This window comes from Vibrio sp. R78045 (assembly GCF_042466085.1).
GTDB lineage: Bacteria > Pseudomonadota > Gammaproteobacteria > Enterobacterales > Vibrionaceae > Vibrio > Vibrio cyclitrophicus.
Map to the genome: position 1 here is coordinate 922,436 of NZ_JAXHBS010000018.1, position 26,894 is coordinate 949,329.

Genomic DNA, 26,894 nt, shown 5'->3' on the forward strand with positions numbered 1-26,894 from the left:
CCGCCTAGAGCCCTTCTGAATCGCTATTCCAGTAATGAGGTTCATTCTCTGTAGATTTTTCTAATAACTCATTCGCCTTAGCAATCATGTACTTTGGCTGAGCTATAACGATATCTTCAGGAACTCGTTGACCATTTGCTATGTAAGCAACTGGTAATGCATTTTGTATTACTACACTGATGAATTCACCTAGACTTAGGGATTCATCCAGCTTAGTCATGATGCACCCCGACAACGGGATTCTTCTAAAGTGTTCAATGGTTTCTTGTAGCACTTTGCGCTGCGCAGTTGCGGGTAACACAAGGTAACTATTGATAACGGAACCACTCTCTTGCATCAATGTGTCTAACTGCTCAGATAGGCGAACATCTCGTTGTCCCATGCCTGCAGTATCGACCAGAATTAGGCGACGATTACGTAACTGATATATTACATCGGCCAACTCACTAGAATCTTTAGCAACTCTTACAGGACAACCCATAATTCGACCATAAATCGATAACTGCTCATGTGCACCTATACGATATGTGTCGGTTGTCACTAGTGCGACGTTGTCTGCGCCATACTCCATGGCGGCACGTGCAGCTAGTTTTGCAACAGTCGTTGTTTTCCCCACGCCAGTCGGGCCTAGCAAGGCCACAATACCACCGCGTTTTAAAATATCTTTTTGTGTTACCGAGATTTGATCAGCAACCAACGCTAACAAGGCTTTCCAAGCTCGTGCTGGTTTGGTGTCTTCAGGAATGTAGCAAGCCATCTGATCAGCAAGTTCAGCCGAAACACCCATACGTTCAAGGCGCTTGATAAGCATGGCTCTAAGTGGTTCACGGCGCTCAACTTCTTGCCACATTAGCCCAGATACTTGGTGCTCTAACAAACGACGAATTGAGGTCATCTCTTCGCGCATTGTTTCCATTTCAGTATCTGAACCTTTCGATTGGACCGGATCACGACCACGATCGTAACGAGTAGGATCTAAACGAGGTGCAGGGCGCTCTACTCTTCGGTCTTCGGCAATCAATTTAGACAAACCCGTTTCACGAGCAAATGCAGAATCTATATTGCTGTTACGAGGCTGTGACTGTTGGTTGCTTTGAGAACCTTGATGACCGCCCGATTGACGATTGAGTAATGCAGACAACGAATCTTCGTTTTCTGCACGGTGTTGCGGTTCTTCGTCTGCGCCATGGCTGTATTGCTTCAGCATGTTCGCGAAACGCTTAGTCATTGAACGTCCGCCTTCAGAATTCGACTGTAGGCTAACCTTGTCATCATCTAATTGACGACGACTCGCAGGTACAGCGGGCGCTGCCATCTGCGTATATTGACTTTGCGCAGGCTGCTGAGGTTTGTTTAATCTTTGGCTCGCTGTCGACGGGCTGGATTCGCCATCAATAGCAGCAACAATTTCCACGCCACCTGCGACCTTTTTGTTAGACATGATCACCGCTTCTGAGCCAAGTTCTTCTTTAACTTGGAGCAAAGCTGTTCGCATATCTTTTGCAAAAAATCGTTTAATTTTCAATTCGATCGTCCGTTCTAATTAGGCGGCTTAATTACCAACAGCTTGTACTATGCGTATCTGCTTTTCGTCTGGTATCTCTTGGTAAGACAAAACTCTCAAGCTTGGGATCGTGTTTTTCACGAACTTAGCCAAAGTTGAACGCAATACACCAGAGGTCAGCAACACCGCTGGCTCCCCTTTCAGTTCTTGCTCTTGTGTGGCATTACTAAGAGAAGTCTGTAAACGTTCGGCTAAACCAGGTTCAATACCAGCAGATTCTCCGCCGGATGCCTGCATAGTTTGATGCAAGATTTGTTCCAGCTCGGGAATTAAGGTTATAACTGGCAACTCTGGTTCTATACCATTGATTTCTTGAACAATTAGTCGTTTCAATGATATACGAACAGCCGCTGTCAAGATGTCAGGTTCTTGACTCTTACTTGAATACTCCGACAAAGTTTGGACGATGGTGCGAATGTCACGTATTGGAATAGCTTCATTCAATAGGTTCTGTAGCACTTTCACCACCACACCAAGCGGTAATTGATCCGGCACAAAACCTTCCACCAATTTAGGCGTTGTGCGGCTAAGCATTTCAAGTAGGTTCTGAACTTCTTCGTGACCAATCAGCTGCGACGCATTATTCGTTAACTGTTGACTGAGATGGGTAGCCAACACGGTTGATGAATCAACCACCGTGTAACCTAAGGCTTGCGCATGTTCACGCTGCTCTTCACGAATCCAAACCGCTTCAAGGCCAAAAGCAGGATCAATCGTCGGCTCGCCATCGATCATGCCGTAAACTTGACCCGGGTTAATCGCGAGTTCCATGTCAGGCTTAATCTCGGCTTCACCAACGGCAACTCCCATCAAGGTGATTCGGTAGCTGTTTGGTGTCAGTTCTAAGTTATCGCGAATATGAACGGCCGGGATCAAGAAACCAAAATCTTGAGACAGTTTTTTACGTACCCCTTTGACACGTTCAAGCAGTTCGCCGCCTTGATCTCTGTCTACTAGAGGAATCAAACGGTAGCCTACTTCTAAGCCAATAATATCGACAGGTTGAACGTCATCCCAAGAGAGCTCTTTCTTGGACCCCGTTTCTCCGCTTGCTTCAACGGTCGTAGGAAGATTCGGTTGTTCAGCCTTCTTTTTGTTCTTTTTATCGATGTAATAGGCAGCTGCACCTGCAATGACAGCAAGACTCAAGAATGAGAAATGCGGCATACCAGGAACGATACCCATGATGCCAAGGATACCAGCTGTGATCATCAAGGCTTTTGGATTGTCGAACATTTGGAAGACAAGCTGTTGCCCCATGTCTTCATCGGTGTTTTGGCGCGTCACCATCATCGCGGCTGCGATCGACAATAGTAGAGACGGAATTTGTGCAACCAAACCATCACCGATAGTCAGCAGCGTGTAGATCTCGATCGCTTCGCCAAAACCTAAATCAAACTGAGCCATACCAATGCTCAAGCCGCCAATGATGTTGATGAATAAGATCAAAATACCAGCGATCGCATCGCCTTTAACAAACTTAGACGCACCATCCATCGAGCCATAGAAATCGGCTTCTTTGGTGACTTCAAAACGACGGGTCCGAGCCTGATCTTGGTCGATCAAACCCGCATTTAAATCGGCATCGATTGCCATCTGCTTACCCGGTAAGGCGTCCAAGGTGAAACGCGCACTTACTTCCGAGATACGGCCTGCACCTTTGGTGACAACCATGAAGTTGATAATCATCAAAATCAAGAACACCACTAAACCAACCGCATAGTTACCACCGATAACCACGTTACCGAAGGCTTCAATAACGTTACCGGCAGCATCACCGCCTTCATGACCATGGAGTAATACCACACGTGTCGAAGCAACGTTCAAGGCTAAGCGGAGTAGAGTCGCAATCAGAAGTACAGTCGGAAATGCAGCGAAGTCTAAAGGCCTGCGGGTATAAACCGAAACCAATAGCACCACCATAGACAGAGCGATGTTAAAGGTGAAAAACATATCCAACAAAAAGGCTGGAATGGGCAACACCACCATAGCAAGCGTTGCAAGTACCATAACAGGTGCACCAATCGCAGGCATGGCACGGTTAGGAATTTTAGGTAGCTTGTCCGCAAAAGGCAGGGAAAATTTCATAAATCTAGGCTGTTTCGCTATGTTGTAGCTATCTCACTAAGCGGACTGAGGCCTAGGTCTAAGCTATGTTGCTAAAGTTTATTATGATCAGGTTTATAATGATCGGACTTAGTATGTTCGGATTGATATAGCAAACACTGTACCAACATCTCACGTCAAATTATCGCCATCACATCAAAAAAGAGAGGTGTAGCTAAGTAACCATTATCACGGTTCATCAAGCTGAGCTCAAGCAATTGATCTAATGACGTAAATCAGGTGGGATCGGCATATTGGAATCTTGCAGCTTTGGCCTCTCGCCACCTTTTTTCCGGTACTGTTTAAGTTGAAATACATATGCAAGCACTTGTGCAACCGCAGTAAACAGACCGTCAGGAATTTGTTGTTCTAGCTCGGTGGTGTGATACAGCGCCCTAGCTAACGGCGGTGCTGGAATAATATAGATGTCATTTTCTCGAGCGATTTCACGGATCTTCATCGCCATGTGATCGACCCCTTTGGCGACCACAATTGGCGCTTTGTCTTGATTCTGCTTATAACGCAGAGCCACTGAAAAGTGTTCCGGGTTGGTCACAATCACATCTGCCTGAGGAACATCAGCCATCATACGTCGCTGAGCCGCTTCCCTCTGCAACATACGAATACGCCCTTTCACTTCAGGCTTACCTTCTGTGTCTTTAAACTCATCTTTCACTTCTTGCTTGGTCATCTTAAGTTGATCGGCATGTTGCCAAATCTGGAATGGGATATCTATCGCCACCACAATCAACAGAGAACAACTGATAAGCAGAATAAAATTAAGCAAGATATCCAAGGCGTGGAAGATATTCTGCGGATACACATCCATACTCAATTGCATTAAGTCATGTTGGGAAGCTTGGATAAGGTAGATAGCCATGCCTGATACCAGAGCGACCTTCAAAATAGATTTCAGCAGCTCAACCCAACTTTGTAGGCCAAACATACGCTTAATACCGCTTAAAGGGTTGAGCTTAGACGCCTTAGGCATTGCTGCTTGCATCGAAAAGTTAACACCACCGACACCCGCAGCACCAATAACAGCAGCAACGAACAAAGTTATTAAGATCAGGAACAGCGGAAACAATAGGTTTACTAATGCACCACCCGCTATTTCGAAGAGTTTATTGGTATCAAATATCTCGTCGCGGCTCAGAGAAAACAGGCGTTGCATCGCCTCGAACAATGCCTTCGCCATCGATTCGCCAAACCACATTAAGGAAATTGCACCGACTATCAGTACCGACGCTGACGCTAGCTCTTTTGACCTTGCAACCTGCCCTTTTTCTTTGGCCTGTTGCAAGCGTTTGGGCGTGGCGTCTTCTGTGCGTTCTTGACCGTCTGACTCTGCCATATCAGTCTCCTAACAATCTAGTCGGATTAGACGACATATCTGTTGCTCGCCTTGCATCCAGAATAACTCATAATGACTATACAAGCCGCCAAGGATGTACCAACAAAGTAACAAACCTACAAGTAGCGCAAATGCAAAACCCAAAGAAAATATGTTTAACTGAGGTGCTGCACGCGTCATTACACCAAAAGAGAGGTTAATTGTTAGCAACGCAATAATCCCCGATAAGGACATCGCCAATGCTGTTTTGAACATGATGCCAAGCCACAACGCCAGTTCTCTAAAATCAACAGCCGTCAAAGAACCACTGCCAATCGGCAAGGTCTTGAAGCTGAACACCACTAACTGCAGCATTTTTAAATGGCCATCGGTCACCAAGAAAAACATGGTCGCCAACAACATGAAAAGCTGACCAAGTACTGGCGTGTTTTGACCGTTTGCAGGGTCCACCATAGAGGCGAAACCCAAACTTGATTGCATACCCAAAATCTGACCGAGCACTACGAAAGTTTGAATCATGAATTGAGTGACAAACCCCATGGCAACACCAATCACGATTTGCTCAAAAACCGTCAAGAACCCTTGGAAAGACAGTAGTTCAATTTCTTTAGGGACAGCAGGAATCGCAGGCATAACAGCGAAGGTAATCGCCAAACCTAAATACAGGCGTATACGCGGCGACACAAAACGTGCCCCTGTCACCGTCATCACCATCAGCATGGCTGAGATACGAGTGTATGGCCAAAAATAATTGGCTAACCACTCTAGTACAAGGCTCGTTGGGTATTCCATGTTGGTCTAATACAGAACTTGCGGCAAGCGTTCTATGAGTTCAAAAAAGAACTCCATCATCATTTGAGTCATCCAGTGAGCAAACATCATCAACGCTAATAGCGTCACGATTAAACGCGGAAGGAAACTCAATGTTTGTTCGTTGATAGACGTCGCGGCTTGAAAAACAGCAACGACTAAACCGATCAGAAGGCTCGGAATAATAATGGCGCATACCATGATCAGTACCATCCAAAGCGCGTCTCGGAACAATTCTACGAATATTTCAGGATTCATTATTCCCCCAGCTACAAGGCAAAACTGCCGGCGAGTGTGGAGAGTATCAAGTTCCAGCCATCAACAAGGACAAACAACATCAACTTAAACGGCAACGATACAATCATCGGTGACAACATCATCATACCCATAGCCATCAATACCGAAGCCACCACCAAGTCGATAATCAAAAACGGTAGGAACAACATGAAGCCGATTTGGAACGCCGTTTTTAATTCCGATGTGATAAATGCTGGAATCAGAACCGCCATCGAAACATCTTCAGGATTGGTTACTTCCGCGCCGGAAATCTCAACAAAGGTTTCAAGATCTTTGATTCGAGTCTGTTTGAGCATGAAGGACTTAATCGGTTCTTGAGCAATATCAAATGCCTGTCGTGCCGATACCTGTTCATTAAGATAAGGCTGAACTGCTTGTTCGTTAACTTGATTAATCACTGGCGACATGATGAAGAAGGTCAAGAATATCGCGATACCAATAATGACTTGGTTAGACGGTGTTTGTTGTAGACCCATTGCCTGACGCAAAATAGACATCACCACCACAATACGAGTGAACGACGTCATCAAAATCACCATCGCAGGCAAGAAGCCAAGCATGGTCATTAAGGCTAGAATTTGCAAATTGACCGAGTAGTCTTCGCCGCCATTAGCATTGGTAGTCATGGTAAAGGCTGGAATACCGCCACCGTTGCCAGTTAAACTACCAGTCGTCATTGTTTGTAATGTGGCTTGGTCTTGCTCCATCGTACTGATGGTGACCGATTCTGAACCAGCCGTATTCGCAGGAATCACGGCGCCATCTTCAGCTTGCGCAAATACCGATACACTGAAAACGAGAGAGCAGAAGAGAATGATCTGAACCAGCAGCACTTTTACCGATCCGAAAGCTCCGGCTGGATAAAAGTAAGATGAGTTCAAAAGTCCGTTATTTGTTTGCATCTTTTTTAATTAGCTGGGAAAGCTGACTTGAAAATGTACTTTTTTCCAGCATCTCCTGAGTAAGAGGTTTATCGAGCTTAGAGATCAGCTGAATCGACTGAGTGGTAATGCCAACCAAAAACTGTTCATCTCCCGCTTGTACGATCGCAATCCGTTCTTTAGTCCCAACAGGGATTTGCCTAACAATGGCCAAACCTTGTTGGTTCGACATCGCAGGCACTTGCATTCGTTTCAATAACCAAGCAATAAATAAGATGAAGGCAATAACGAAAATTAGCGACCCAAAAGTGGTCGCTAAATCAAGAGAAGGAGGTGCGGCAAAAGCAATTGAAGGCGTAGACAACAGCCCTATTCCCAATATTCCACGAGACAAACGTTTTATTCCGCAAAACAAAACTGTCATTCCGTGAGAAAAGCCCGCCAGTATTTGAGACAAAAAGCTCATTAACGCAGCTTCTTAATTCGTTCTGTTTGGCTAATGACGTCAGTCAAGCGAATACCAAATTTGTCGTTTACTACAACCACTTCACCGTGAGCAATCAGAGTACCGTTGACCATCACATCTAGTGATTCACCAGCAATTCGGTCGAGCTCAACAACCGAGCCTTGGTTTAGTTGCAGTAGATTACGAATGCTGATCTGAGAGCGGCCAACTTCCATAGAAATCGTCACTGGGATATCCATGATGGTATCCAGTTTACGACGCTCATCTTCAGAAATAGGAGACGATGAATCGGTCAGCTCATCGAGTGGTGCCGCAAGCACGTCATCGACATCAATTGACGGTGCAGAAGGGTCTTCACCAAGTGCAGCAGCCCATTCGTCCGCTAACTTTTGATCTTCACTAGGTTCCATTACCAATTCCTATACTTTTATCTATTTTACTATTCGTTATCATCGCTATTTTCTAGTTCAGACATTAAGTCTTTACCTAGGAATGCGAGATCAGTTTTGACCACATGCGGTCTTTGAATTTTTTCAGAAATCTGTACGGCAAGCTTCTCGCCCGAACGACCCATCTTCACACGGTAAGTCGGCAATTCTTCGACAAACATCGTCGCGTGCTCAGGCATGTTCATGGGAATAACGTCACCTGGTCGCAATTCCATCAGATCACGCAATGAAATATCTTGCTCTAGCAAGTTCACGCGAAAGTTAACTGGCACATCCATGATTTCATCACGAAGGGCAGAACTCCAACGAACATCAGTTTCCATTTTGTCGGATTGAACACCCGCATCCAGCAGTTCACGAATCGGCTCAACCATGGAGTAAGGCATCACGACGTGGAAGTCACCACCACCACCATCAACTTCAATGTGGAATGAACTCACAACAATCACTTCTGTTGGGCTCACAATGTTCGCCATACTCGGGTTCACTTCAGAATCTAAGTACTCAAACTCAACCCCCATCACCGGAGACCATGCTTCTTTGTAATCTTCAAACACAATTTTCAGTAATAGCTGAATAATGCGTCTTTCAGTCGGCGTGAATTCACGACCTTCAATCTTGGCGTGAAATCGCCCATCGCCACCAAAAAAGTTTTCTACAAGAATAAATACAAGGCGTGCTTCCATAGTGATCAGCGCCGTACCTTTTAACGGACGGAAACGAACCATGTTCAAACTGGTGGGTACATACAATGTGTTCTGGTACTCACCAAACTTCATCATTTGTACGCCGTTGATCGACACTTCAGCCGTTTTACGCAACATATTAAACAAGCTAATCCGCATATGACGCGCAAATCGCTCGTTAATAAGTTCAAGGGTCGGCATTCGACCACGAACGATTCGATCTTGAGATGAGAAATCGAAATTGATCGCATTGTCATTTTCGGTTTCTAAGACATCTTCAACGTCTTCAACATCATCAACGCCATGCAATAGCGCATCAATTTCGTCTTGGCTTAATAAATCGGTCACAAATTACCTATTGAATTACGAAGTCAGTGAATAACACTTTTTCAATCACAGGCTGGCCAACAGCTTGAGCCAGACTTGCTTTAATATCTTCCGTAGCCTTATTACGCAGTTCCACGCGGCCTGTTGGTGAGCGTAATTGGTCTACCGTTGCCGAAGCGAATGTCGCTAGTAGTGTACTTTCTACCAAGGGGGAGTGGTAACGAGCCAAGTCTTCATTCTTGCTGCCCCGCACCATCAGCTGTGCTTTTATCTGCACTAGGCGATCTTTTTTATCACCTGTCACATTGAATAAGAAAGGCTGAGGAATATTAACATACATAACGGGTTCTGCAGCGACCACTGCACTGGCTGGCTGAGACTGAGACTCAGAGGCACTATCATCGGAGCCTAAGAAAAAGAACAGAGCACCACCTATTCCAAGCAGTAAAACGACTACCGCTATAATGATAATGAGGAGCTTACTCTTCCCTTTGGGTGCATCTTGTTCTTCGGCCATATTTTGCTCTAACTTCCTGTTCTTTCGATTAACTGACGTTTTTTATTAACTAAGTCTTCTTAGCCTGATATTAGGCATAATAACTAATTCCATCACGCTTTGATGCGACATTCAATTCAAGATTGCTGTTGCTATCAAGGTTTTCATCACCTTGGGCATCATTTGTGCGGTTAGAGCCGGATTGTTGCTCACCACTGTTGTAATTATCCTGACCCTGACCCGAACTCTGCTGCTGAACGGACGATTCAGCAAGCTGCATGCCTTGCTGAGCAAGCATCTCTCTCAAGCGAGGTAAGGTTTGTTCAATCACATCTCTCGCCTGTTGATTGCTTACCGTAAAATGCACGTTAGCTACATCATTATTCATCGTCATTCGGATTTTCATCTGACCCAACTCTGGTGGGTCGAGACGGATATCTAAGTTCTTAAGATTCTTAGACATCATCATTTGTACTTTTTCCGCAACCTGCTCGTTTGCTAACTCTTTGGTGAGCTGCAACGGGGCCTGTTGAGCGGCTTGAATTTCAGCTCTTGTTGGTGCTGAACCAACCGTTGCTGCCCCTTGCGTACCCGCCGCAGAAGCAATTTGCTGAGCAAAGATCGAATCTTTAGAATCTTCTTTAGCCCCAGCTTTACCCAAGCCAGACAATGCAGTGGCACCTGCGCCTGCTTTAAGAAGCGCATCAGTAACACCCGCTTTTGTAGTGGCTGGCGTTGCATTCATCGCTAGGCTTTGTGCCGTTAAGCTAGGGTCTAAGGCTGCTTGTTGTGTTGAAGCTGCATTCCCTTGCTGAGAGGCCAATTGCTGAGCAGCAGCCTGTTGAGCTGCATGCGCATTGTTGGCATTTAGCATTGCCGCTTTATCCGCAAAGGCATTCATTGCAGATTGAGAAGTCGCCTGCGCTGATACTTGTTGTGAAGCATTCGCTACTGCCGCTGTTGCTGTTGATGCTGCCGCAGCTAAAGCTTTAGTTTCAGCCGAATCCGTCTTGTCCCAATCAATAGCGGCGGGTTCACCGGGAGTGCTGTTCACGTTCGGAGCTTGGCTTAGTAAAGCCGTTGCTTGCTGTTGAACATTGGTTAGTTGTTGATTCAATACTTCTAAGTTAGAGGTTGCTTGAGCCAGCGCAGCTTGCTCATCGACCGTCAACTTAGCGCCGTTTTGTTGCTTTCTCTCCAAACCATCGACAACAGACTGTTCTGATTCGATTTGTCCATTCAATTGATTTAGCGCTTTGGTATGGGCATCAACCTGCTTTGCCAGTTCCATATCCGCTGCTGAGAATTCTTGGCTCTGACCTGCATTAACCGCACTGACCACATTCTTTTGGCTAAGCTCTCGGCTCATACTTACTTCAATTTGTTCTGGGGTAACTCCTTTATCCATCAGCTGGCGAATTTCATCATCGGTCAGTTGAGAAACACCTTTACCACCAGTAAGTACTGCGATCTCAGAATCGACTTCTAAGCCGTTATTTGAGTTTACTGTGTTGGATTGTTTTTTCGATGATTCTGTCACTTCGGCAATAGAACTGCCCGCAACGAAAGCACTCGATACATTGCCTTGATCTTGGTCTGCATTCACTTGTAGATTAGTTTGTTGATTGACTTGCTGAGGCAAGCCTTTGCCGTTTGCAGGCTGATTCAATGTTTTGTTTGCCTTATCCAATTGACCAAGCAATTTGTTGCCTTCATTCATCGCATCACTGGCTTGCGAAGCACCTTGAGCCTGCAACTCTGCAGTTTTATCTTTGGCTTTATTGCCAGTTGAAGCAACCTCAAGTTGATTTCCTTTGGATGGAACCTGCTCTGTAGAACGAGTATCACCTGTCGGTTTCAACGAGTTCTTGTCTTTTGATTGTGGCTCTAATTCAGATGTTTGTTCAGCGCCTACTTTCTTTGTCGCCATTTCTTCAACTGACGACTTATCAGAGCCAGTTGTTACTGAAGCTTGTTTTGCTTGGGCTTCGCTAGAAGCATCTGCGCTCTTAGGTTCAGCTGAATCACCTTGAGCTTCCCCCACCGAGTCACTGTTAGCCTTGTCCTCAGGTACCCCTCCTTCAGCAAAGGTTTGTTTTTCTGTAGATTTTGAGGCGCTTTCCGCGTCTTTCACTGCCGCTTTACTGTCACTTTCTTCAAAGCCAAGCGCTTCTTTAAACGACTCCAAAAAACCTTTTGAGTCGCCGGTTTCATCTACCTTTGAAGAGGCAGAGCCGGAGTCCATCAACGATGATGTTTTGTTGGTAGCTGAATTTGAGGAAAGACTAACGTTCATATATACGAGCTCTATCTACTAGCTTTGCTGTCATAAATTAGACAACAAAAAGAAAGTCGGGTGCTTTTCATGCCTTTGCTGGGCATAACGCGCAATTTTATATAAAACCGAGCAAGAAACATGCCTATTAGTTCTGTTCTTACAATCTGAACGGTAACACCTGCGTCATTCAGGGCTTAGGATCACATCTTCTTTCGGCCATACATCAGCGTCGAGAACTCATCCATTTGCTTTTGTTCTCTTTGATCTTGCAGCTTTACCTTCTCTTTCTGTTTTTTCTCCATCAACCACTCGTAGGATTTACGCTTTTTACGTAGCTCCAACCAGTAGTTTTGGCAGTTGTCGACTTGGTTTTTAAAATGGTGCTCCGCTTCTCTTTGCTTGGAAAGCGTTTCGTCAAGCTGAGTCAAGAAGCGATTCAAGTGACCATACTGGCTCGCAGTTAAACCAGCTTTACCACGATCGACAAGTTGCTGACAGTAATCAAGCCTGTACTTTTCGATCTGTGCAACCTGATCGTAGTAACCTTGAAGCTCCGAGTTCGCTTTGTTGAGCGCTAATACGGCTTGGTTCTCTTGATCTTTGGCTTGATCGAGTAGAAATTCTAATGCGTTATCCATGAATAACCCTTTTCACCCGCTAACCACCTAATACATGTTTCAACATATTGACACACATGTCGTATGGTACGGTTTCTTTCATCTTCTGCTGCAAGTATTCATCCAACCTTGGCTTCAAGGTAAAGGCACTATCAATAGCTGGATCGGTACCCGGCTTGTAGGCGCCAATCGATACCAAATCTTGGTTTTTACGACAAATAGACAACACTTGTCTGACTGCTTTCGACATCAAAACATGTTCTTCAGTAGTGATTTGAGGCATAACACGACTGACCGATTTCTCTACATCAATCGCAGGATAATGGCCCGCATCGGCCATCTCTCGGGACAACACAATGTGACCATCCAAAATCGCTCGCGATGCATCAGCAATCGGATCTTGCAAATCATCGCCTTCGGTTAACACGGTAAAGAAAGCAGTGATAGAGCCTTGCTCATCATTACCATTACCCGCCCTTTCCACCAGCGCAGGAAGCTTGGCAAATACAGATGGCGGATAACCTTTGGTTGCTGGCGGTTCACCCACAGACAAAGCAATTTCACGTTGTGCTTGAGCAAAACGAGTCAATGAGTCCATAAGTAACAGTACATCTAAGCCTTGGTCACGGAAATATTCCGCTACAGCCAGTGCAGTTTGGCAACCTTTCAATCGCATCAGTGGCGATGAATCCGCAGGAGCAGCGACCACCACAGATCGTTTGCGTCCATCTTCGCCAAGAATCTCTTCAATAAATTCTTTAACTTCTCGTCCACGCTCACCGATTAGACCTACCACCACCACTTGCGCGGTTGTGCCTCGAGTCATCATCCCGAGCGTGACCGACTTACCGACACCGGAACCAGCAAACAGACCAATACGCTGACCTTTTCCTACCGTAAGCAAACCGTTTATGGCCTTCAAGCCGACATCGAGCGGTTCAGAGATAGGTTTTCGAGCTAAAGGGTTGATTGGCTCAGCGTTAAATGAAGCGCGTTGTTCGGTATAAATTGGACCTAACCCATCAAGTGGGTTACCCACCCCGTCGATCACTCGGCCAAGTAATTCCATTCCGACAGGAATGCCACTTTCAGTGGTTACGGGGGTCACACGAGCGCCAGGTAATATCCCAGTGATTTGTTCACTCGGCATCAAAAATAAGTTATCTCCAGAAAAGCCAACCACTTCAGCTTCCATCTGACCAGACATCGTTTCGACTAGGCACAAACTACCGATTGGGGCTTTACAGCCAGTCGCTTCCAGCGTTAGACCCACAACACGTACCAGTTTTCCAGATGCAATCGGTCGCGACTTCAGGCCTTCAACTTTGTATTGGCTAAGACGGTTCGCTAACTCTAGCATTACTCATGCCCTTGATGACGATTTACACCGCAGAAGCTTTGAATCACGTTCTTCACACGTTCTTCCATGCGGTAGTTAACACTCGACTCACCTGCTTCGATTTGAACATCACCACGGTTAAGTGCAGGCTCCGCTACTAACGTCCAATTACGGCAATCCAATTCTGTCTCACCATAAGCAGAGCGAATAATCGCGACGTCTTCAGGGTTAAGCTTCAAGGTGATCGCATGACCCGAGATTGGTAGTGATTCTACTGATTCTTTCACGGTATCTAATATGATTTGTGGGTTGGTTTGTACTTCAACATGAACCACTTCTTTAACCATAATAAGCACCATGTCCACCAGTTGCTTCTCTACTTGAGCGTTCATTAACTCTAATGGTTGAGCAAATTGGTTCGCGAGTCCCATAAAGATGGCTACTTGCTGCTGAATGTATTCCTGACCGGCAGTGACACCTTCGAGTTTACCGGCTTCGTTGCCTTCTTCGTGTCCTGCGGCAAATCCTTCTTCTTTACCCTTTTCGTAACCTTGCTTAAAACCAGCCTCTTGTCCTTGATGAAGCCCTTCTTGATAAGCACCTTGCTTGATCAATTCAATTTGCTCTTCAGTCAGAACCAGTTCTTCATCTTCAATGGCTTCTTCGACCGTCGGCATCCAACCAGGGTCATAGTTAAAGGCGGTTTCTTTGGCTTGTTTATTCACATCAGAGGTGTAGTCAGGCAATCCCCATTTTTGAGGTTGGGCTACCGTATTATCTTCTTCGGGGCGAAGGAAGCCGCGTTTTCTATCACCTGACATATCAGTACCTATCTATGTGTGAGTCAAACTACTTCATAAATTCAAGCAGTTAAACTGAGTTAATCTGTAGTGTGAGATTGGATAAAGAAAAGCCCCAACAGTGTGGGGCTTTGAGATTACTGTATTAAAGGAACTCGTCGGCGCCACCAGACAACATAATTTCGCCACTGTCTGCCATTTTCCTCGCAATACCCAATATCTCTTTCTGAGCCGCTTCCACCTCAGAGACTTTCACCGGCGGCATCGCCTCAATATCGTCTCTCATCATATCAGCAGCACGTTTCGACATGTTCTTGAAGATCTTCTCACGCAGACCATCATCGGCACCTTTAAGTGCTTTTTGTAGAATGTCTTGTGGAACATCACGCAGCAATCGCTGAACACCTTGGTCATCGACTTCAATAAGGTTTTCAAAGACAAACATAAGATCTTGAATCTGTGTTGCCATGTCTTCGTCTTGATCGCGGATTTGATCCATCAAGACACCTTCTACGTTGTTGTCCATGTAGTTCATGATCTCTGCCGCCGCTTTCAGGCCACCAATTTTGGCTGCTTGAGCACCTGCTTGACCCGCAAACTGTTTCTCCATGATTTCGTTCAGTTCAGCAAGTGCCGAAGGTTGGACTTCTTCAAGGTTCGCAATACGCATCATCAAATCCAAGCGCACACGTTCAGGGAACTGCGACAAAATCTCGGCTGACTGGTCAGCTTCCAAGTAGGACAATACGATCGTTTGAATCTGTGGGTGCTCGTTAATGATGATACTTGCCACCTGACGAGGATCCATCCACTTAAGAGAATCCAAGCCTTTAGAACCAGTACCCAGAAGAATCTGGTCAACAAGGTTATTTGCCTTATCTTCACCCAGAGCGGCAACCAACGCATTACGCATGAAGTCTTCGCTACCCATACCAATATTGGTGTACTTTTGAATATCATCCAAGAAAGCACGGTGCACAGCACCTACTTTTTCTTGCGACAAATCGGCAGCACGAGCCATCGCACTACCCACACGTTGAACCTGTTTCGGCTCTAAGTGACGAATAATGCCTGCTGCATCTTCTTCGTTTAAACTCAACAACAAGATCGCAGCGCGTTCATCACCCGAGATTGAGGCGATATCCACACTCGCGACATCAAGCACTTCACCGCCTTCTGCTTGTTGTGGAACAATTTCGTTAGCCATCTGCCATCCAATTCTTAACTACTTGAGCTGCTAGCTCTGGTTCATTCGCTACAAGTGCACGTACTGCTTTCAGCACGTCCTCGTCTTTGTGAAGGTTAGGTAAGTCAATGCTTGAACCAAATTCAAACAGCTCTCCACCTTCGATATCACCACCAATTAAGCTGGTTTCGCCATCGGCGCCAATTGGCATACCGTCAGGGCCGTACATTTGATCATCGTTATCAGCCGCAGGGTTAAGCAGTTTCTTCATAGCAGGGCGAACAAGTACTAGAACAACCACAATAATAACTAACGCACTCGCAAACCAACGGACCCAATCATTAAAGTTTGGATGCTCCCAAATAGGTACGTCAGCCACCACATCAGTGACTTGAGGCGCAAACTGCATGCTCAGTACGTTTAACAAATCGCCACGGGTTTCATCAAAACCAACAGTACCAATCAGCACCTGACGAATCGCATTGATTTCACTTGCTGGGATGGGTGTGTGAACCACTTCACCTGTATCTGGATTCAGTGATTGACGGTCTTTAATCGCAACCGAAACTGTCTGACGATTAACCGTGCCACTCTGTTTACGTTCATGGCTGATGGTTGTATCTAACTCAAAATTTCGGGTCGCTTCTTTGTGAACTGAACCTTGGCCCGTCATTGAACCGTCTTTCATCTGGGCAACATCTTGAGGGATAGAAGCATCTGCTGGTGGCTGATTACTCAAAGCACCAGGAATACCAGCGACAGTATTACCGTTGTTGTAGTCTTCTAATGTATATTCACTTCGAGTTGCTGGTGTATTCGGGTCAAAACGTTTTCTGGTTTGTTCCACAGCGCTAAAGTCGAGCTGAATATCAACCTGAGCGGTATAGTTACCAAACCCAAGAATAGGTATCAGGATAGAGTCAATTTTTTCGCGCAGCGCTTGCTCTTGGTTACGCTCTAACTCATGTTCCTTACGACGTGCTGCAGACATTGGGTCTTGAGAACCTGAGCTCAACAATCGACCGTGCTGATCAGTCACCGTGATACGTGAGGTTTTCATTCCAGGAACAGCACTCGCCACCATATCCACAACAGAATCCACTTCTTGCTGCTTAAGGTTATTTCCAGTTTTAAGTGTAAGGAATACTGACGCAGAGGCTTCTTGATTGTGACGCACAAAAACACTTTGCTTTGGTAGTGCTAATAAAACCTGAGCTTTACGCACCTGTTTCATCTGTTCAATGGCTTTCGCTAGCTGTCTCTCACGGCTTAACTTAAGGCGTTCTTGTTCTAAACGTTGTGATACACCAAAACCCATGTCTTGCATGAGGATGTCATCACCTGCGTTTCGCTCTTGGTTCAACCCAGCTCGTACCATATTAAGCTTCAGTGAGTTGTACTCACTCGCTGGTACTGAGATAGTATTACCTTCAAGAGAATACTCGATCTTTTGCAGATCTAAGTAATCCAGAACGGGGATCAATTCTTCAGTTTCGTAAGCGCCTAAAGGACGCATTTCTGGCTCTTTTACCCAGAAAAACAGCATTACAATGAGCGCTACACAAATCGAGATAGAAAGAACCAAGACCACTTGACGAAGTAAATCGAGGTCACCCACAGCCATATCGAACTTTGATGAACTGCGTTCACCTAGATCAGGATTCTGCCCTTCTCCATCAAGATCAGAACTCGCCATGAGGGCGTGGTCGTTGCTATCGCTTACGGTTAAATCTGTTGTTTGACTATTATCTGCCACTATTTAACTACCCAACTTATACCGGCATATTCATCAGCTCTTTGTACGATTCGACCAACTTATTTCTAATTTGGATCGTCGCCTCAAAAGCCACACTAGATTTATTACGAGCAATCATCACGTCAGATAGAGACACGCTTTGGTCTCCACTATCAAAACGAGCTTGAAGATCACCTGAGGTCTTTTGTAATGAGTTCACATTATTGATGGCTTGCGTCAACATGTTGCCAAAATCTGCACCAACCGCTTGCCCTGTTGCTGCAGGACGCGCGCTAGCAGCTTCAACCATCATTGCCTGCATTTCGCCTTGTAAACCATCTATTCTCATCTACTACCTCAGGAGTCAAAATTATGACTATCTATTTCGCTGTATTATTGACTGAGCAATTAGCGTGCCACACATTATTTTGACTAGACATCGTACTACAACAGTCAGAAAGCTGGCACTACTAATCTATGCTCAGTTTGGGATATCTATTCCAGCATCGCGCATTTTTGCTAACTTATAACGCAATGTGCGTGGACTAATGCCCAACTTTTCAGCCATGTCTTTACGGCGGCCATTACATGCAATCAATGTTTCAAGAATAATCGCATACTCTTGATCTCTAAGCTCATTACCTAACCCTTCGCTGCTGGCAGCCAGTTTATTGATTGGACTCGCTTCAGCTATCGGCTTAATTTCTGGCGCTGCAACATCATTACCTTCCACAATTTGCTGCAGTCCACTTGCATCTTGCCAATCAACACCTTCAAGCAAGATATGCTCACCAGAAATATTGTCTTGCTCACTCAAGATTAAGGCTCGCTGGATGACATTATCTAGCTCACGAACATTACCCGGCCACGGATAATTGACGAGTTTGTTGATGGCTAGATCCGAAACCGCAGGTACAGGCATACCAAGTTTGGTGCAATGACGCTCAACCAAGTGCTTAGCTAATGGCTCAATATCACCTTTACGCTCACAAAGTGGCGGCCAAGAAATTGGGAACACGTTCAGTCGGTAGTATAAATCTTCACGGAAATTCCCTTCAGAAACATACTGTTTCAGATCTCGGTTACTGGTAGCCAGAACACGCACATCTAACTTGACGCTTTTACGGCTGCCTAAACGTTCTACTTCGCGCTCTTGCAATACACGTAAAAGCTTGGCTTGTAGGCTAAGATCCATTTCACTGATCTCATCCAATAGAATCGTCCCGCCTTGTGCTTGCTCAAATTTACCTGGACAGGCCTGAATAGCGCCAGTAAATGCACCTTTTTCATAACCGAACAGTGTCGCTTCCAACATGTTATCTGGAATCGCGGCACAGTTAATCGCAACAAATGGGCCATCTTTACGACTAGAAGCGTTGTGAATGTAGCGAGACATAACTTCTTTACCCGATCCGCTTGGCCCTAAGATCATGACATTGGCATCGGTTTTTGCGACTTTATCAGCCAACATCATTAATTTGATACTTTTTTCATCGGCCACAATAGCGTCGCCATTATCATCCGACTTAACGGGCGCGTAACGGCTCACCATGTTCAACAATACTTCAGGGGCAAAGGGCTTTGCCATGTAATCAATAGCACCTTCTTTCATTGCCGCCACAGCATCTTCGATGTTGGCATAGGCTGTCATTAACAGTACGGGTAAATTTGGCCAATGCTGCTTGATGTTTCTTAGCAGTGCCAAACCACCCATGCCTGCCATTTGAACGTCAGACACGACAATATCAACGGAGTTAGATTTCAATTTGACCAGAGCATCTTCCGCACAATCCGCTTCCAGCCATTCATAGCCAGCAAGCGCGAGTGTATCAACAAGGGCTTCACGTAGACCTTCATCATCTTCGACGATTAACACTTTGCTTTGAGCCATAGGATTCTCCAGTGTAAATTCAATTAAAACGTATTAGCCTTCGGTTGAAGCGCTTCTTTCGAGCGGTAAGCACATAGTAAAGCATGCGCCATCACCTTCTTCTGATATCAATTCCAATCGGCCTTCATGTGCACGACATACCATTTGTACAACCGCTAAGCCTAAACCTGTACCTTGTGAACGAGTGGTAAAGAATGGTTCCATAATTTTACCTTGAAGCTCTTTCGGTACACCGGGGCCACTGTCTTGTACTGATATCTTAAGTTCACCGTTTACGGGCCTAAAAAAAACATCGATCTGCGATTCTTTACCCGCAATTTGAACCGCGTTCAGAACCAGGTTACTTAGCGCTGAAGCAATAGCGTTGGCATTACCAAACATTTTAGTCTCTTCGCCTTCTACTTCTTGGCAGTAATCAATCTGGTTGGTTTTGAGTGCCGCCTCCACCATCGGGTGAAACTCTGTGATCAATTCAGCCACAGTAAATGGCTTAACCACTTTATTATCACCGCCTTTAGCAAACAACAACATGTCATTCACTTGTTTTTCTAAGTCGTGCAATCTATCCATAAGCTTAGATTGAAAACGTGTCTTTGTTGCTGGTGGTAAGTTTGGTGCGGCAAGGTTTGATGCGTATAACATTGCACTCGAAAGTGGTGTCCGAACCTGATGAGCAAGTGAAGCGACCATTCTTCCTAATGATGACAAGCGCTGAAGGTCACTAACGCGAGATTGTAATAGACGAGTCTCGGTCAGGTCGGTAATCAATATCAGTTGACCTGTCGTAGAAGCCGAAATTGCCAGTCGAACTTTTCGACCATTCTTCAATGAGATCTCGTGACCGTCATCGTCCTTTGGCTCGAAAGCACTTTGAATCACCGAAAACCACTTCTCACCAACCAGTTCAACACCAAGGATACGGTGCGCTTCTGGGTTGGCCTCTCTCACTTCACCATGCGTATCTAACAAGATAACACCAGCAGGCATCACATCGAGCACTTGTTTATAGCGCTCTACTTGTTGCTCTACAGAATCGAGGTGTGATTGATTTTCTGGTTCGTTAGATAGTTGCATGTCAAAAATTTGCCTCAAATACTAAAACAGCCTGACACGCACAACACGAGTCAGGCTATTTGCTATATTTATCACATAGTTAAGCAAGCAACAACTCGACTATGCCCTTTCTATTCGCACAATCAAAACTGTTCTTTTAGTAAAAAGAGTCTTAGTTTTGTGTTGCTGAACATTAATCTGTGCTCTAGCGCTGTAGATTATACTTACGCATTTTTTCAACCAAAGTCGTTCTACGCATTCCAAGCATATCAGCCGCACGAGCAACGATACCGCCCTGCGCCTCCAACGCTTGATTAATCATGTTCACTTCCATATCAGCGAGCAGCTCTTTCAAGTTAACCCCTTCTGGCGGTAACTCTTGAGGTGCATTTGCATTGTCGGCAAGTTCATCTTGCTGATCAAAGCTGAAGTCTTCTGAGAACAAGTCGGCTAATGCATCACGCTCCTGCTCTTCTTCAGACACAAAGCTATTAAACTCTGGTTGGAATTCAGGAATATCGCTGTATCGATATTTGGTTGGCAGGTGATTCACATCAACCAAGCTATTTGGATAAAGAATTAGCATTCGTTCAACTAAGTTCGCTAGCTCACGAACGTTACCTGGCCAATAGTGTTCCATTAAAGAATTGATGGCGCGAGGCGTAAAACAGATAGGCATACTACCTTCTGCTTCCATTCTGGTCATCAGCTCTTGAAGTAACAGAGGGATATCTTCTTTGCGATCTTGAAGAGCCGGCATTTCAATTGGGAATACGTTCAAACGATAATAAAGATCTTCACGGAAAGAGTCGGCATCGATCATATCCTCAAGATTACGGTGCGTTGCCGCAATCACTCGAACATCCGCTTGAATGGTATTGTTACCGCCTACACGCTCAAAGCATCGCTCTTGTAACACGCGTAGTAGCTTAACTTGCATCGCCATTGGCATATCGCCAATTTCATCAAGAAATAGTGTGCCACCTTCAGCCAGTTCGAAACGGCCTTTACGTGCGGTAATTGCACCAGTAAACGCCCCTTTCTCGTGACCAAACAGTTCACTTTCGAGCAACTCTGCTGGAATCGCGCCACAATTCACTGGCACAAATGGCCCAGTACGACGCTTAGAATGATAGTGAATATTACGTGCTACGACTTCTTTACCCGTACCCGATTCACCAAGAATCAGCACGTTAGCTTCCGTAGCAGAGACTTGCTCAATTAAGTGACGAACTTCTTGAATGCTAGCGCTTTGCCCAACTAGGCTGCGAAACAGTGTGTTCTTCCGCGCTGAAGACACAACTTGAACGCCTTTACGGCCTAAGAAGTCTTTGCAGTGTCTTAATGCATCACTCAATTGAGGATAATTAAGAGGAAGTTCAAGTTCACCGACAAAGTTAGTAAGCTCGTCTACTGGGTGATTGTTTTTGCCAATCACAAGCAGTGGGATGTGATTCGCATGAACAAGCTTTTCATTCAGTAATGCGTTGAAGCCTTTACCTTTAATTGAGCCGATAATGCAGCCTGCCCACTGAAGTGACCAGTCTACTTTGCGTGCTTGTTCAGAGCTGATAACTTCGCAGCTCTCTCCTACAAACTCTAATATTGTGCTTAAATTGTGACGATCTTGAGCGTTATCGTCGACGACAAGCAGTTTTGCCAAACCTTGCATAAGTAGGAATTATTGCCTTTATTTTGGTGCGATGCGGAAAAACGGTGAGCGACGTAATCGATAAAACAGAGAAACACATCAATGATTATGTTTACGTGGACAAATTTAGGAAATCAGCAACGAAAAAAGCCATTAGGCTATCTAATGGCTTCTATTTTATTTGATTAAAAAAATAAGGCAACCAACCAATTGAAGGATATGAAATTGGTTAGAACTGCAGTTTTTCTTTAAATACCTACGTCAGCAGAGGTCAAGTTGTGATATTCGTTCGGAATTTGGTCCCAAGCGCTCTTAATTTCGCGGATAATATCGATAACATCATCAATAGGCTGTGGGTCATTTTTGTGATTTGCCGCAGAAATTTGCGTGATCATGAACTCATAAAGTTGATCTAGATTTTTTGCAATGTCGCCACCGTCGTCCATAGATAGGCAACTGCGTAGGCTAATGATGATATCTAGAGCCTTACCAAGTCGCTCCCCTTTCACCGGGATGTTGCCCGCTTGCATTGCCGCTTTGCCTTGAATCAAGCGCTCGATAGCGCCCGCCATTAACATTTGCACAATTTTATGCGGTGAAGCAGCCGTTAGCTGACTATCCACTGATACCTTTTTATATGCCTGTAAAGAACCGCGCATAGTAAACCTCTTCTATAAAAACTTTTTGTATTGCTGAACTGATTTAGCACCGTGACGATATTTGTGCAGGGTCTTGCCTACTCTACTCGTCTCAGACTGCATCAATTCGACTAATTTTCTGGTTCTGGTAATGGCTTCAAACCATTCAGAGCTTTGCTTAACGTCGGGGTGTGAGTCGATGAATTGAAGCACGTTTTGCAATAACTGTTCTCTGTTATCGACAAGCTGCGTTATTTCTTCAGCGTTAATTTCGCTAAACTCGAGTTTAGAGATAATTAGTTGATCCAGTTCACAAAGCTCTTGAAGCTGATTGTTCATCTACTAACCTAATGCATTCATCATACTACCCAGCTGAGATTGCATCTTACTGGTTGCATCTTGCATTGCAGTGAACTTAGAGTGCGTGCGACTCTCTAAGCTGTCCATGCGGCGATCCAATGCACCTTGATCATCAGCCAAGCGATAATTTTGCTCAACTAGGCTCTTCTCACGAGTGCGGATAGAGCCGGTGATACCTGTGATACCTTGAATCGCATCTTCCACTTTTTTGGCGAATCCGTTGTTACCACCAAAGAACTCACCTAGCTTGTCAAAGTTATTGTTCAGTTGACGGTCAAGCATGTCGTAGTTTATCTCTAACGAGCCTTGTCTTGTCGTAGTGATACCAAATTCGGTCAAAGATTTTAAGTTATCAGGCGCGCCTTCAATACTTGACGAAAACACACCTTTCAATCGCGAATCAGCGTTACGTACCGTGCTGTCGCCCGAAAGCGGCCCTTTTTGGCCGGTTGTTGGATCAACACCCGCCAAGTTTTTAGAGACTTGATAAAACTGATTATAAGAATTTACGAAAGCTTCTATGTCTTGGCGAACGCTATTACGGTCGTACTCAACACCAATTTCTGCCGGTGGCTTATCTTTCGGTGTTTTTCCCTTCACTGTAATGTCGATACCTTCTACGGCATCTTCAATCACATTGTTGTTACTAGACAGTTGAGCAACGCCATCCAAGACGACCATTGAATCTTGTCCCGCTTGGACCTCAGTCATGCCACTGTATGTATCAAAAGACTCTTGAGCTTGAGCAAGGTCAGCTTGCACTTTATCGACTTGCTCTAAAAGCTCACGCTCTTCAGGTTCTAATTTCGCACGTTCAATTGTTTTGGCTTGCTCAGCGGTCAATTCGCCTTTTTGAACTTTTTCAGCGAGATCGGCTTTTTCTTGTGAAATTTTCTCTTCGATACGCGCTTGCTCAGCTTCTAGCTTTTGCTGGGCTTCTTTTGGTGTCACGTATGAGTCAGTCAGAGTACCCGAGGCAGCATTTGACCACCCTGGCACATCAGGTGCTTTCTCAATCGCTTTTTCATCAAGCTCGAGTTCTGGTGTGTAATAAGAATCTAAAAGGGTACCAGAAGCGGTTTCAGTCCAGCCTGGAATATTGTCTTCAGGCATCACCGATTTAGCAGCTTGAGCTGCATCTAAAGCAGCCTGACCGTCAACTGCGGCTTGCTCACCGTAACTGAGACTTTGAGAGTCTCGGTCAACATCTGAGGTAGAATCGGATTGAGTTGCGGGAATTATGTTTCCGTCTTCATCGAGGTTTTCACTCGCATTTGGGTCATCGTTAGCGATCGCTTCATCGATGATTTCAACCGCTTTTCCTGCAGGGGTTAGAGCAAGAACATCTTGTGCAGCAAGGCGCGCTTTCTCTAGTGCTTTCACGCGCTCTTCTAGAGTTTTATATTCGAGTTTTTTGAGAGGGTTAGCAGCATCAGACTCTACATTAATGCTGATCTGCTGATCTGAACCAGACTGGTTTGAGGCGACAATAAGTCGTGGGCCTTCGACATCATTGATAATAGATGCGCGAACGCCTGGATTGCTATCTGCGCCATTTATGCTGCGAACGACATCGATAAGTTTCGATCTGTCGCCAACTTGCACATCAAAGCTATCATCACCGAGCGAAACCTGCAGCTTACCTGGGCCAAATTTCATGTCTTCTGATAACACATCAGAAGCTACTTTATGGCTCTGGGCAAGCTGCAACACATCGATGGCGTATTTGCCAGCGATCGCTTCAGTAGTCGCTGTTGCAGAAACAAGAGCTTCATCGGTACTTTCGACTGTTCGCACAGCAAAAGCTTTTTCCTGACGAAAATTTGTCATCAGGTTTTTCATCGAATCAAGGGATTCTCTAAGTCTTCCATAGGCACTAATGCTGGTATCGATTCGCGTTCGTTCATTATCGATTCTTTGCTGTTTAGGTACACGCTCAGAATCAACAATTTTGCTGACCATGGAATTGATATCCATGCCAGACGAAATCCCCATTGGGCCAAAACTCATTAAACCACCTCAATAATACGACTTAAACCTTCACCTCAAATATTCTACTATTCGAGTTTTGGGCTGCTAGGCGTCTTAGAATTTCAAGCATTTCTTCATCAGGTATCTGGCGAATAATATCACCGGTTGTGGTCTCATAAATCGTAACCACATCTCTCCCAGATTCTTCATCGACCTTAAAAGCCACACCTTTATTGAGAGAGGAGATAAACTCGTTTACCTTCTCCACCATTTTGACTCGCTCTTCATCATTTAACTCTTGTCGATGTTGAGCTAATTGAATCGCAGCTTCGGTAGCCTCCTCTTTCGATTTATCTACCTTGCCATAAGATGTTGCTTCTTTTAGTCGTGAAATGCTCGACGCACTACTACCTTCATCGCTTGCAAATTTAATGCCATTAGGTGAGCCATAAGGCTGGATGTTCGATGCGTTGGATGGAATTTCCATAACACTCTCCCTCCCTCCTTTATGAGCCAAACAGTAAAACTCTACTTGGGTAGAGTTTACCGCTACTTACCTAAGTAAGTTTAGCCCAATAAGCTTAGAGCTGCTGATGGTGATTGCTTCGCTTGAGCTAGGATGGAAGTACTCGCCTGTTGTAGGATTTGAGACTTCGTCATAGCCGTTGTTTCTTTCGCGTAATCGGTATCTTTGATACGGCTCTTCGATGCATTAACATTTTCGTTGATGTTATCTAAGTTGCTGATCGCGTGATCAAAACGGTTTTGGAAAGCACCAAGAGAAGCTCGGTTACTGTCCACTGATTTCAGAGCGCCATCAATGATCGATACTGCTTCATTTGCACCAGCAACCGATGTTACATCGATGTCGTTAACAGTAACGTCTTTACCAGCACCGATACCTAGCTCACCAGCAAGGCTGCCACCGAACTCTACATCGCCTTCAACTTTTTGGCTTGAAGCGAAAAGTTGCAGTTTGCCGCCTTCACCAACAGACGCTTTGACATCTTGGCTTTGACCGTTGATGTAAGTTGCTAGCTCTTCGATATCGTTGCCTTCTTTCGCAGAAATAGACAACTCTTGTGCTTCGCCAAACTTATCATTGTATTTGATCGTTAAGTCAGCACCAGCACCTACACGCCAAGAAGCATCTTTACCTTCTGTAACACCGTAGCTCTTACCACCCATGTCTTGAGTGTCGGTACGCATGTTGTTCATCGTTAGCATTACTGCTTCACCAGAATCTGCACCGATTTGGAAAGATTGGCTGCCGTAAGTACCGTTAAGAAGCTTGTTACCACCAAAAGAGGTCGTTTCAGCAATACGGTTAAGTTCTGTGTTTAGAGCCGAGACTTCTTCTTGGATCGCAACACGTTCAGATTTGCTGTTTGAACCATTTGAAGATTGAAGAGAAAGGTCACGCATACGTTGCAGAATGTTAGTTGACTCATTCATTGCACCTTCAGCAGTCTGTGCAATTGAGATACCGTCATTCGCGTTTTTCACAGCCATATCTAGACCACGACTTTGCGACGTTAAGCGGTTAGAGATTTGTAGGCCTGCAGCATCATCTTTTGCGCTATTGATTTTATAGCCAGAAGACAAACGCTCCATTGATTTTTGAGTACCTTCAGCCGCGCTATTTAGGTAGCGCTGAGCCGTCATTGCAGACACATTTGTGCTTACATTAATCGCCATAGTTGATCTCCTTTAGGCATTTTTTAATGCACCTATGTGACTCTCACCTCACACAAATACATATCAATTTGTTTATATACCAGTGTCTCTCTCACCTTACATTGGTACATATCATTTCTCTCAATCCCTTTAACGGCCCCTTAATTAGAAGCTTTAATAAAAAATGCATTTTTTTTCGCATTATTTTCAACAACAAAGAAAAGTGTGATCGGGATTCAATGAATAGTGCATTATCCGCTAA

The 26,894-nt window shown here is 45.0% G+C and carries 25 protein-coding genes; all 25 read right to left on the reverse strand.

Annotated elements, in window-relative coordinates:
• Positions 1–4 precede the first annotated feature (4 nt).
• Positions 5–1,525 carry a flagellar biosynthesis protein FlhF gene (gene flhF, locus SJY39_RS25925; RefSeq protein ID WP_010439374.1) on the reverse strand — a complete coding sequence of 507 codons (1,521 nt, stop codon included), beginning with the start codon at positions 1,523–1,525 and terminating at the stop codon, positions 5–7.
• Between the two features lie 27 nt (positions 1,526–1,552).
• Positions 1,553–3,652 carry a flagellar biosynthesis protein FlhA gene (gene flhA, locus SJY39_RS25930; RefSeq protein WP_016767060.1) on the reverse strand — a complete coding sequence of 700 codons (2,100 nt, stop codon included), beginning with the start codon at positions 3,650–3,652 and terminating at the stop codon, positions 1,553–1,555.
• Between the two features lie 241 nt (positions 3,653–3,893).
• Positions 3,894–5,024, reverse strand: a complete 1,131-nt coding sequence (gene flhB / locus SJY39_RS25935; RefSeq protein WP_010439371.1) for a flagellar biosynthesis protein FlhB — start codon at positions 5,022–5,024, stop codon at positions 3,894–3,896.
• Positions 5,025–5,033: 9 nt separating this feature from the next.
• Positions 5,034–5,816 (reverse strand): flagellar biosynthetic protein FliR, encoded by a 783-nt coding sequence (gene fliR / locus SJY39_RS25940; RefSeq protein WP_016796967.1) that lies wholly within the window; start codon positions 5,814–5,816, stop codon positions 5,034–5,036.
• Positions 5,817–5,822: 6 nt separating this feature from the next.
• Positions 5,823–6,092, reverse strand: coding sequence for a flagellar biosynthesis protein FliQ (gene fliQ, locus SJY39_RS25945; RefSeq protein ID WP_004736211.1), 270 nt, complete (start codon positions 6,090–6,092; stop codon positions 5,823–5,825).
• 11 nt (positions 6,093–6,103) lie between these two features.
• Positions 6,104–7,033 (reverse strand): flagellar type III secretion system pore protein FliP, encoded by a 930-nt coding sequence (gene fliP / locus SJY39_RS25950; protein WP_371961425.1) that lies wholly within the window; start codon positions 7,031–7,033, stop codon positions 6,104–6,106.
• A complete protein-coding gene (gene fliO, locus SJY39_RS25955; RefSeq protein ID WP_016767058.1) occupies positions 7,020–7,478 on the reverse strand; it encodes a flagellar biosynthetic protein FliO in 459 nt (152 codons plus the stop codon). The genes fliP and fliO overlap by 14 nt, the downstream gene beginning before the upstream one ends.
• Positions 7,478–7,888 carry a flagellar motor switch protein FliN gene (gene fliN / locus SJY39_RS25960; protein WP_004739851.1) on the reverse strand — a complete coding sequence of 137 codons (411 nt, stop codon included), beginning with the start codon at positions 7,886–7,888 and terminating at the stop codon, positions 7,478–7,480. The genes fliO and fliN overlap by 1 nt, the downstream gene beginning before the upstream one ends.
• Positions 7,889–7,917: 29 nt before the next feature.
• Complete coding sequence (gene fliM, locus SJY39_RS25965; protein ID WP_010439360.1) at positions 7,918–8,961, reverse strand: flagellar motor switch protein FliM; 1,044 nt, start codon at positions 8,959–8,961, stop codon at positions 7,918–7,920.
• 7 nt (positions 8,962–8,968) lie between these two features.
• On the reverse strand, positions 8,969–9,457 hold the full coding sequence (fliL, locus tag SJY39_RS25970) for a flagellar basal body-associated protein FliL (protein ID WP_010439358.1): 489 nt from the start codon (positions 9,455–9,457) through the stop codon (positions 8,969–8,971).
• A gap of 70 nt (positions 9,458–9,527) precedes the next feature.
• The gene (locus SJY39_RS25975; RefSeq protein ID WP_016796966.1) at positions 9,528–11,732 is read right to left on the reverse strand and encodes a flagellar hook-length control protein FliK; all 2,205 of its coding nucleotides are present in this window, start codon (positions 11,730–11,732) and stop codon (positions 9,528–9,530) included.
• A 182-nt stretch (positions 11,733–11,914) separates the two neighbouring features.
• The gene (gene fliJ, locus SJY39_RS25980; protein WP_010439339.1) at positions 11,915–12,352 is read right to left on the reverse strand and encodes a flagellar export protein FliJ; all 438 of its coding nucleotides are present in this window, start codon (positions 12,350–12,352) and stop codon (positions 11,915–11,917) included.
• Positions 12,353–12,371: 19 nt separating this feature from the next.
• On the reverse strand, positions 12,372–13,691 hold the full coding sequence (gene fliI / locus SJY39_RS25985; RefSeq protein ID WP_010439337.1) for a flagellar protein export ATPase FliI: 1,320 nt from the start codon (positions 13,689–13,691) through the stop codon (positions 12,372–12,374).
• Positions 13,691–14,491 (reverse strand): flagellar assembly protein FliH, encoded by an 801-nt coding sequence (fliH, locus tag SJY39_RS25990; protein WP_016767056.1) that lies wholly within the window; start codon positions 14,489–14,491, stop codon positions 13,691–13,693. The genes fliI and fliH overlap by 1 nt, the downstream gene beginning before the upstream one ends.
• A gap of 124 nt (positions 14,492–14,615) precedes the next feature.
• Entirely contained in the window at positions 14,616–15,677 is a 1,062-nt protein-coding gene (gene fliG, locus SJY39_RS25995) for a flagellar motor switch protein FliG (protein ID WP_016767055.1), read from the reverse strand.
• Positions 15,670–17,412: a flagellar basal-body MS-ring/collar protein FliF gene (fliF, locus tag SJY39_RS26000; protein ID WP_016784728.1), complete on the reverse strand. Its 1,743-nt coding sequence runs from the start codon at positions 17,410–17,412 to the stop codon at positions 15,670–15,672. The genes fliG and fliF overlap by 8 nt, the downstream gene beginning before the upstream one ends.
• A 16-nt stretch (positions 17,413–17,428) precedes the next feature.
• Positions 17,429–17,740: a flagellar hook-basal body complex protein FliE gene (gene fliE, locus SJY39_RS26005; protein ID WP_010439327.1), complete on the reverse strand. Its 312-nt coding sequence runs from the start codon at positions 17,738–17,740 to the stop codon at positions 17,429–17,431.
• Between the two features lie 132 nt (positions 17,741–17,872).
• Entirely contained in the window at positions 17,873–19,282 is a 1,410-nt protein-coding gene (locus SJY39_RS26010; protein WP_010439324.1) for a sigma-54 dependent transcriptional regulator, read from the reverse strand.
• A 33-nt stretch (positions 19,283–19,315) separates the two neighbouring features.
• Positions 19,316–20,356 (reverse strand): PAS domain-containing sensor histidine kinase, encoded by a 1,041-nt coding sequence (locus tag SJY39_RS26015; protein ID WP_010439321.1) that lies wholly within the window; start codon positions 20,354–20,356, stop codon positions 19,316–19,318.
• A 184-nt stretch (positions 20,357–20,540) separates the two neighbouring features.
• Complete coding sequence (locus tag SJY39_RS26020) at positions 20,541–22,007, reverse strand: sigma-54 dependent transcriptional regulator (RefSeq protein WP_010439319.1); 1,467 nt, start codon at positions 22,005–22,007, stop codon at positions 20,541–20,543.
• A 227-nt stretch (positions 22,008–22,234) separates the two neighbouring features.
• Positions 22,235–22,645: a flagellar export chaperone FliS gene (fliS, locus tag SJY39_RS26025; RefSeq protein WP_004736194.1), complete on the reverse strand. Its 411-nt coding sequence runs from the start codon at positions 22,643–22,645 to the stop codon at positions 22,235–22,237.
• 12 nt (positions 22,646–22,657) lie between these two features.
• Positions 22,658–22,963, reverse strand: coding sequence for a flagellar protein FliT (locus tag SJY39_RS26030; protein ID WP_010439316.1), 306 nt, complete (start codon positions 22,961–22,963; stop codon positions 22,658–22,660).
• A 3-nt stretch (positions 22,964–22,966) separates the two neighbouring features.
• A complete protein-coding gene (gene fliD, locus SJY39_RS26035; RefSeq protein ID WP_016788649.1) occupies positions 22,967–24,994 on the reverse strand; it encodes a flagellar filament capping protein FliD in 2,028 nt (675 codons plus the stop codon).
• A gap of 22 nt (positions 24,995–25,016) precedes the next feature.
• The gene (gene flaG, locus SJY39_RS26040; RefSeq protein ID WP_010439312.1) at positions 25,017–25,442 is read right to left on the reverse strand and encodes a flagellar protein FlaG; all 426 of its coding nucleotides are present in this window, start codon (positions 25,440–25,442) and stop codon (positions 25,017–25,019) included.
• Positions 25,443–25,522: 80 nt separating this feature from the next.
• Positions 25,523–26,653: a flagellin gene (locus SJY39_RS26045; protein ID WP_010439310.1), complete on the reverse strand. Its 1,131-nt coding sequence runs from the start codon at positions 26,651–26,653 to the stop codon at positions 25,523–25,525.
• Between the last annotated feature and the right edge of the window lie 241 nt (positions 26,654–26,894).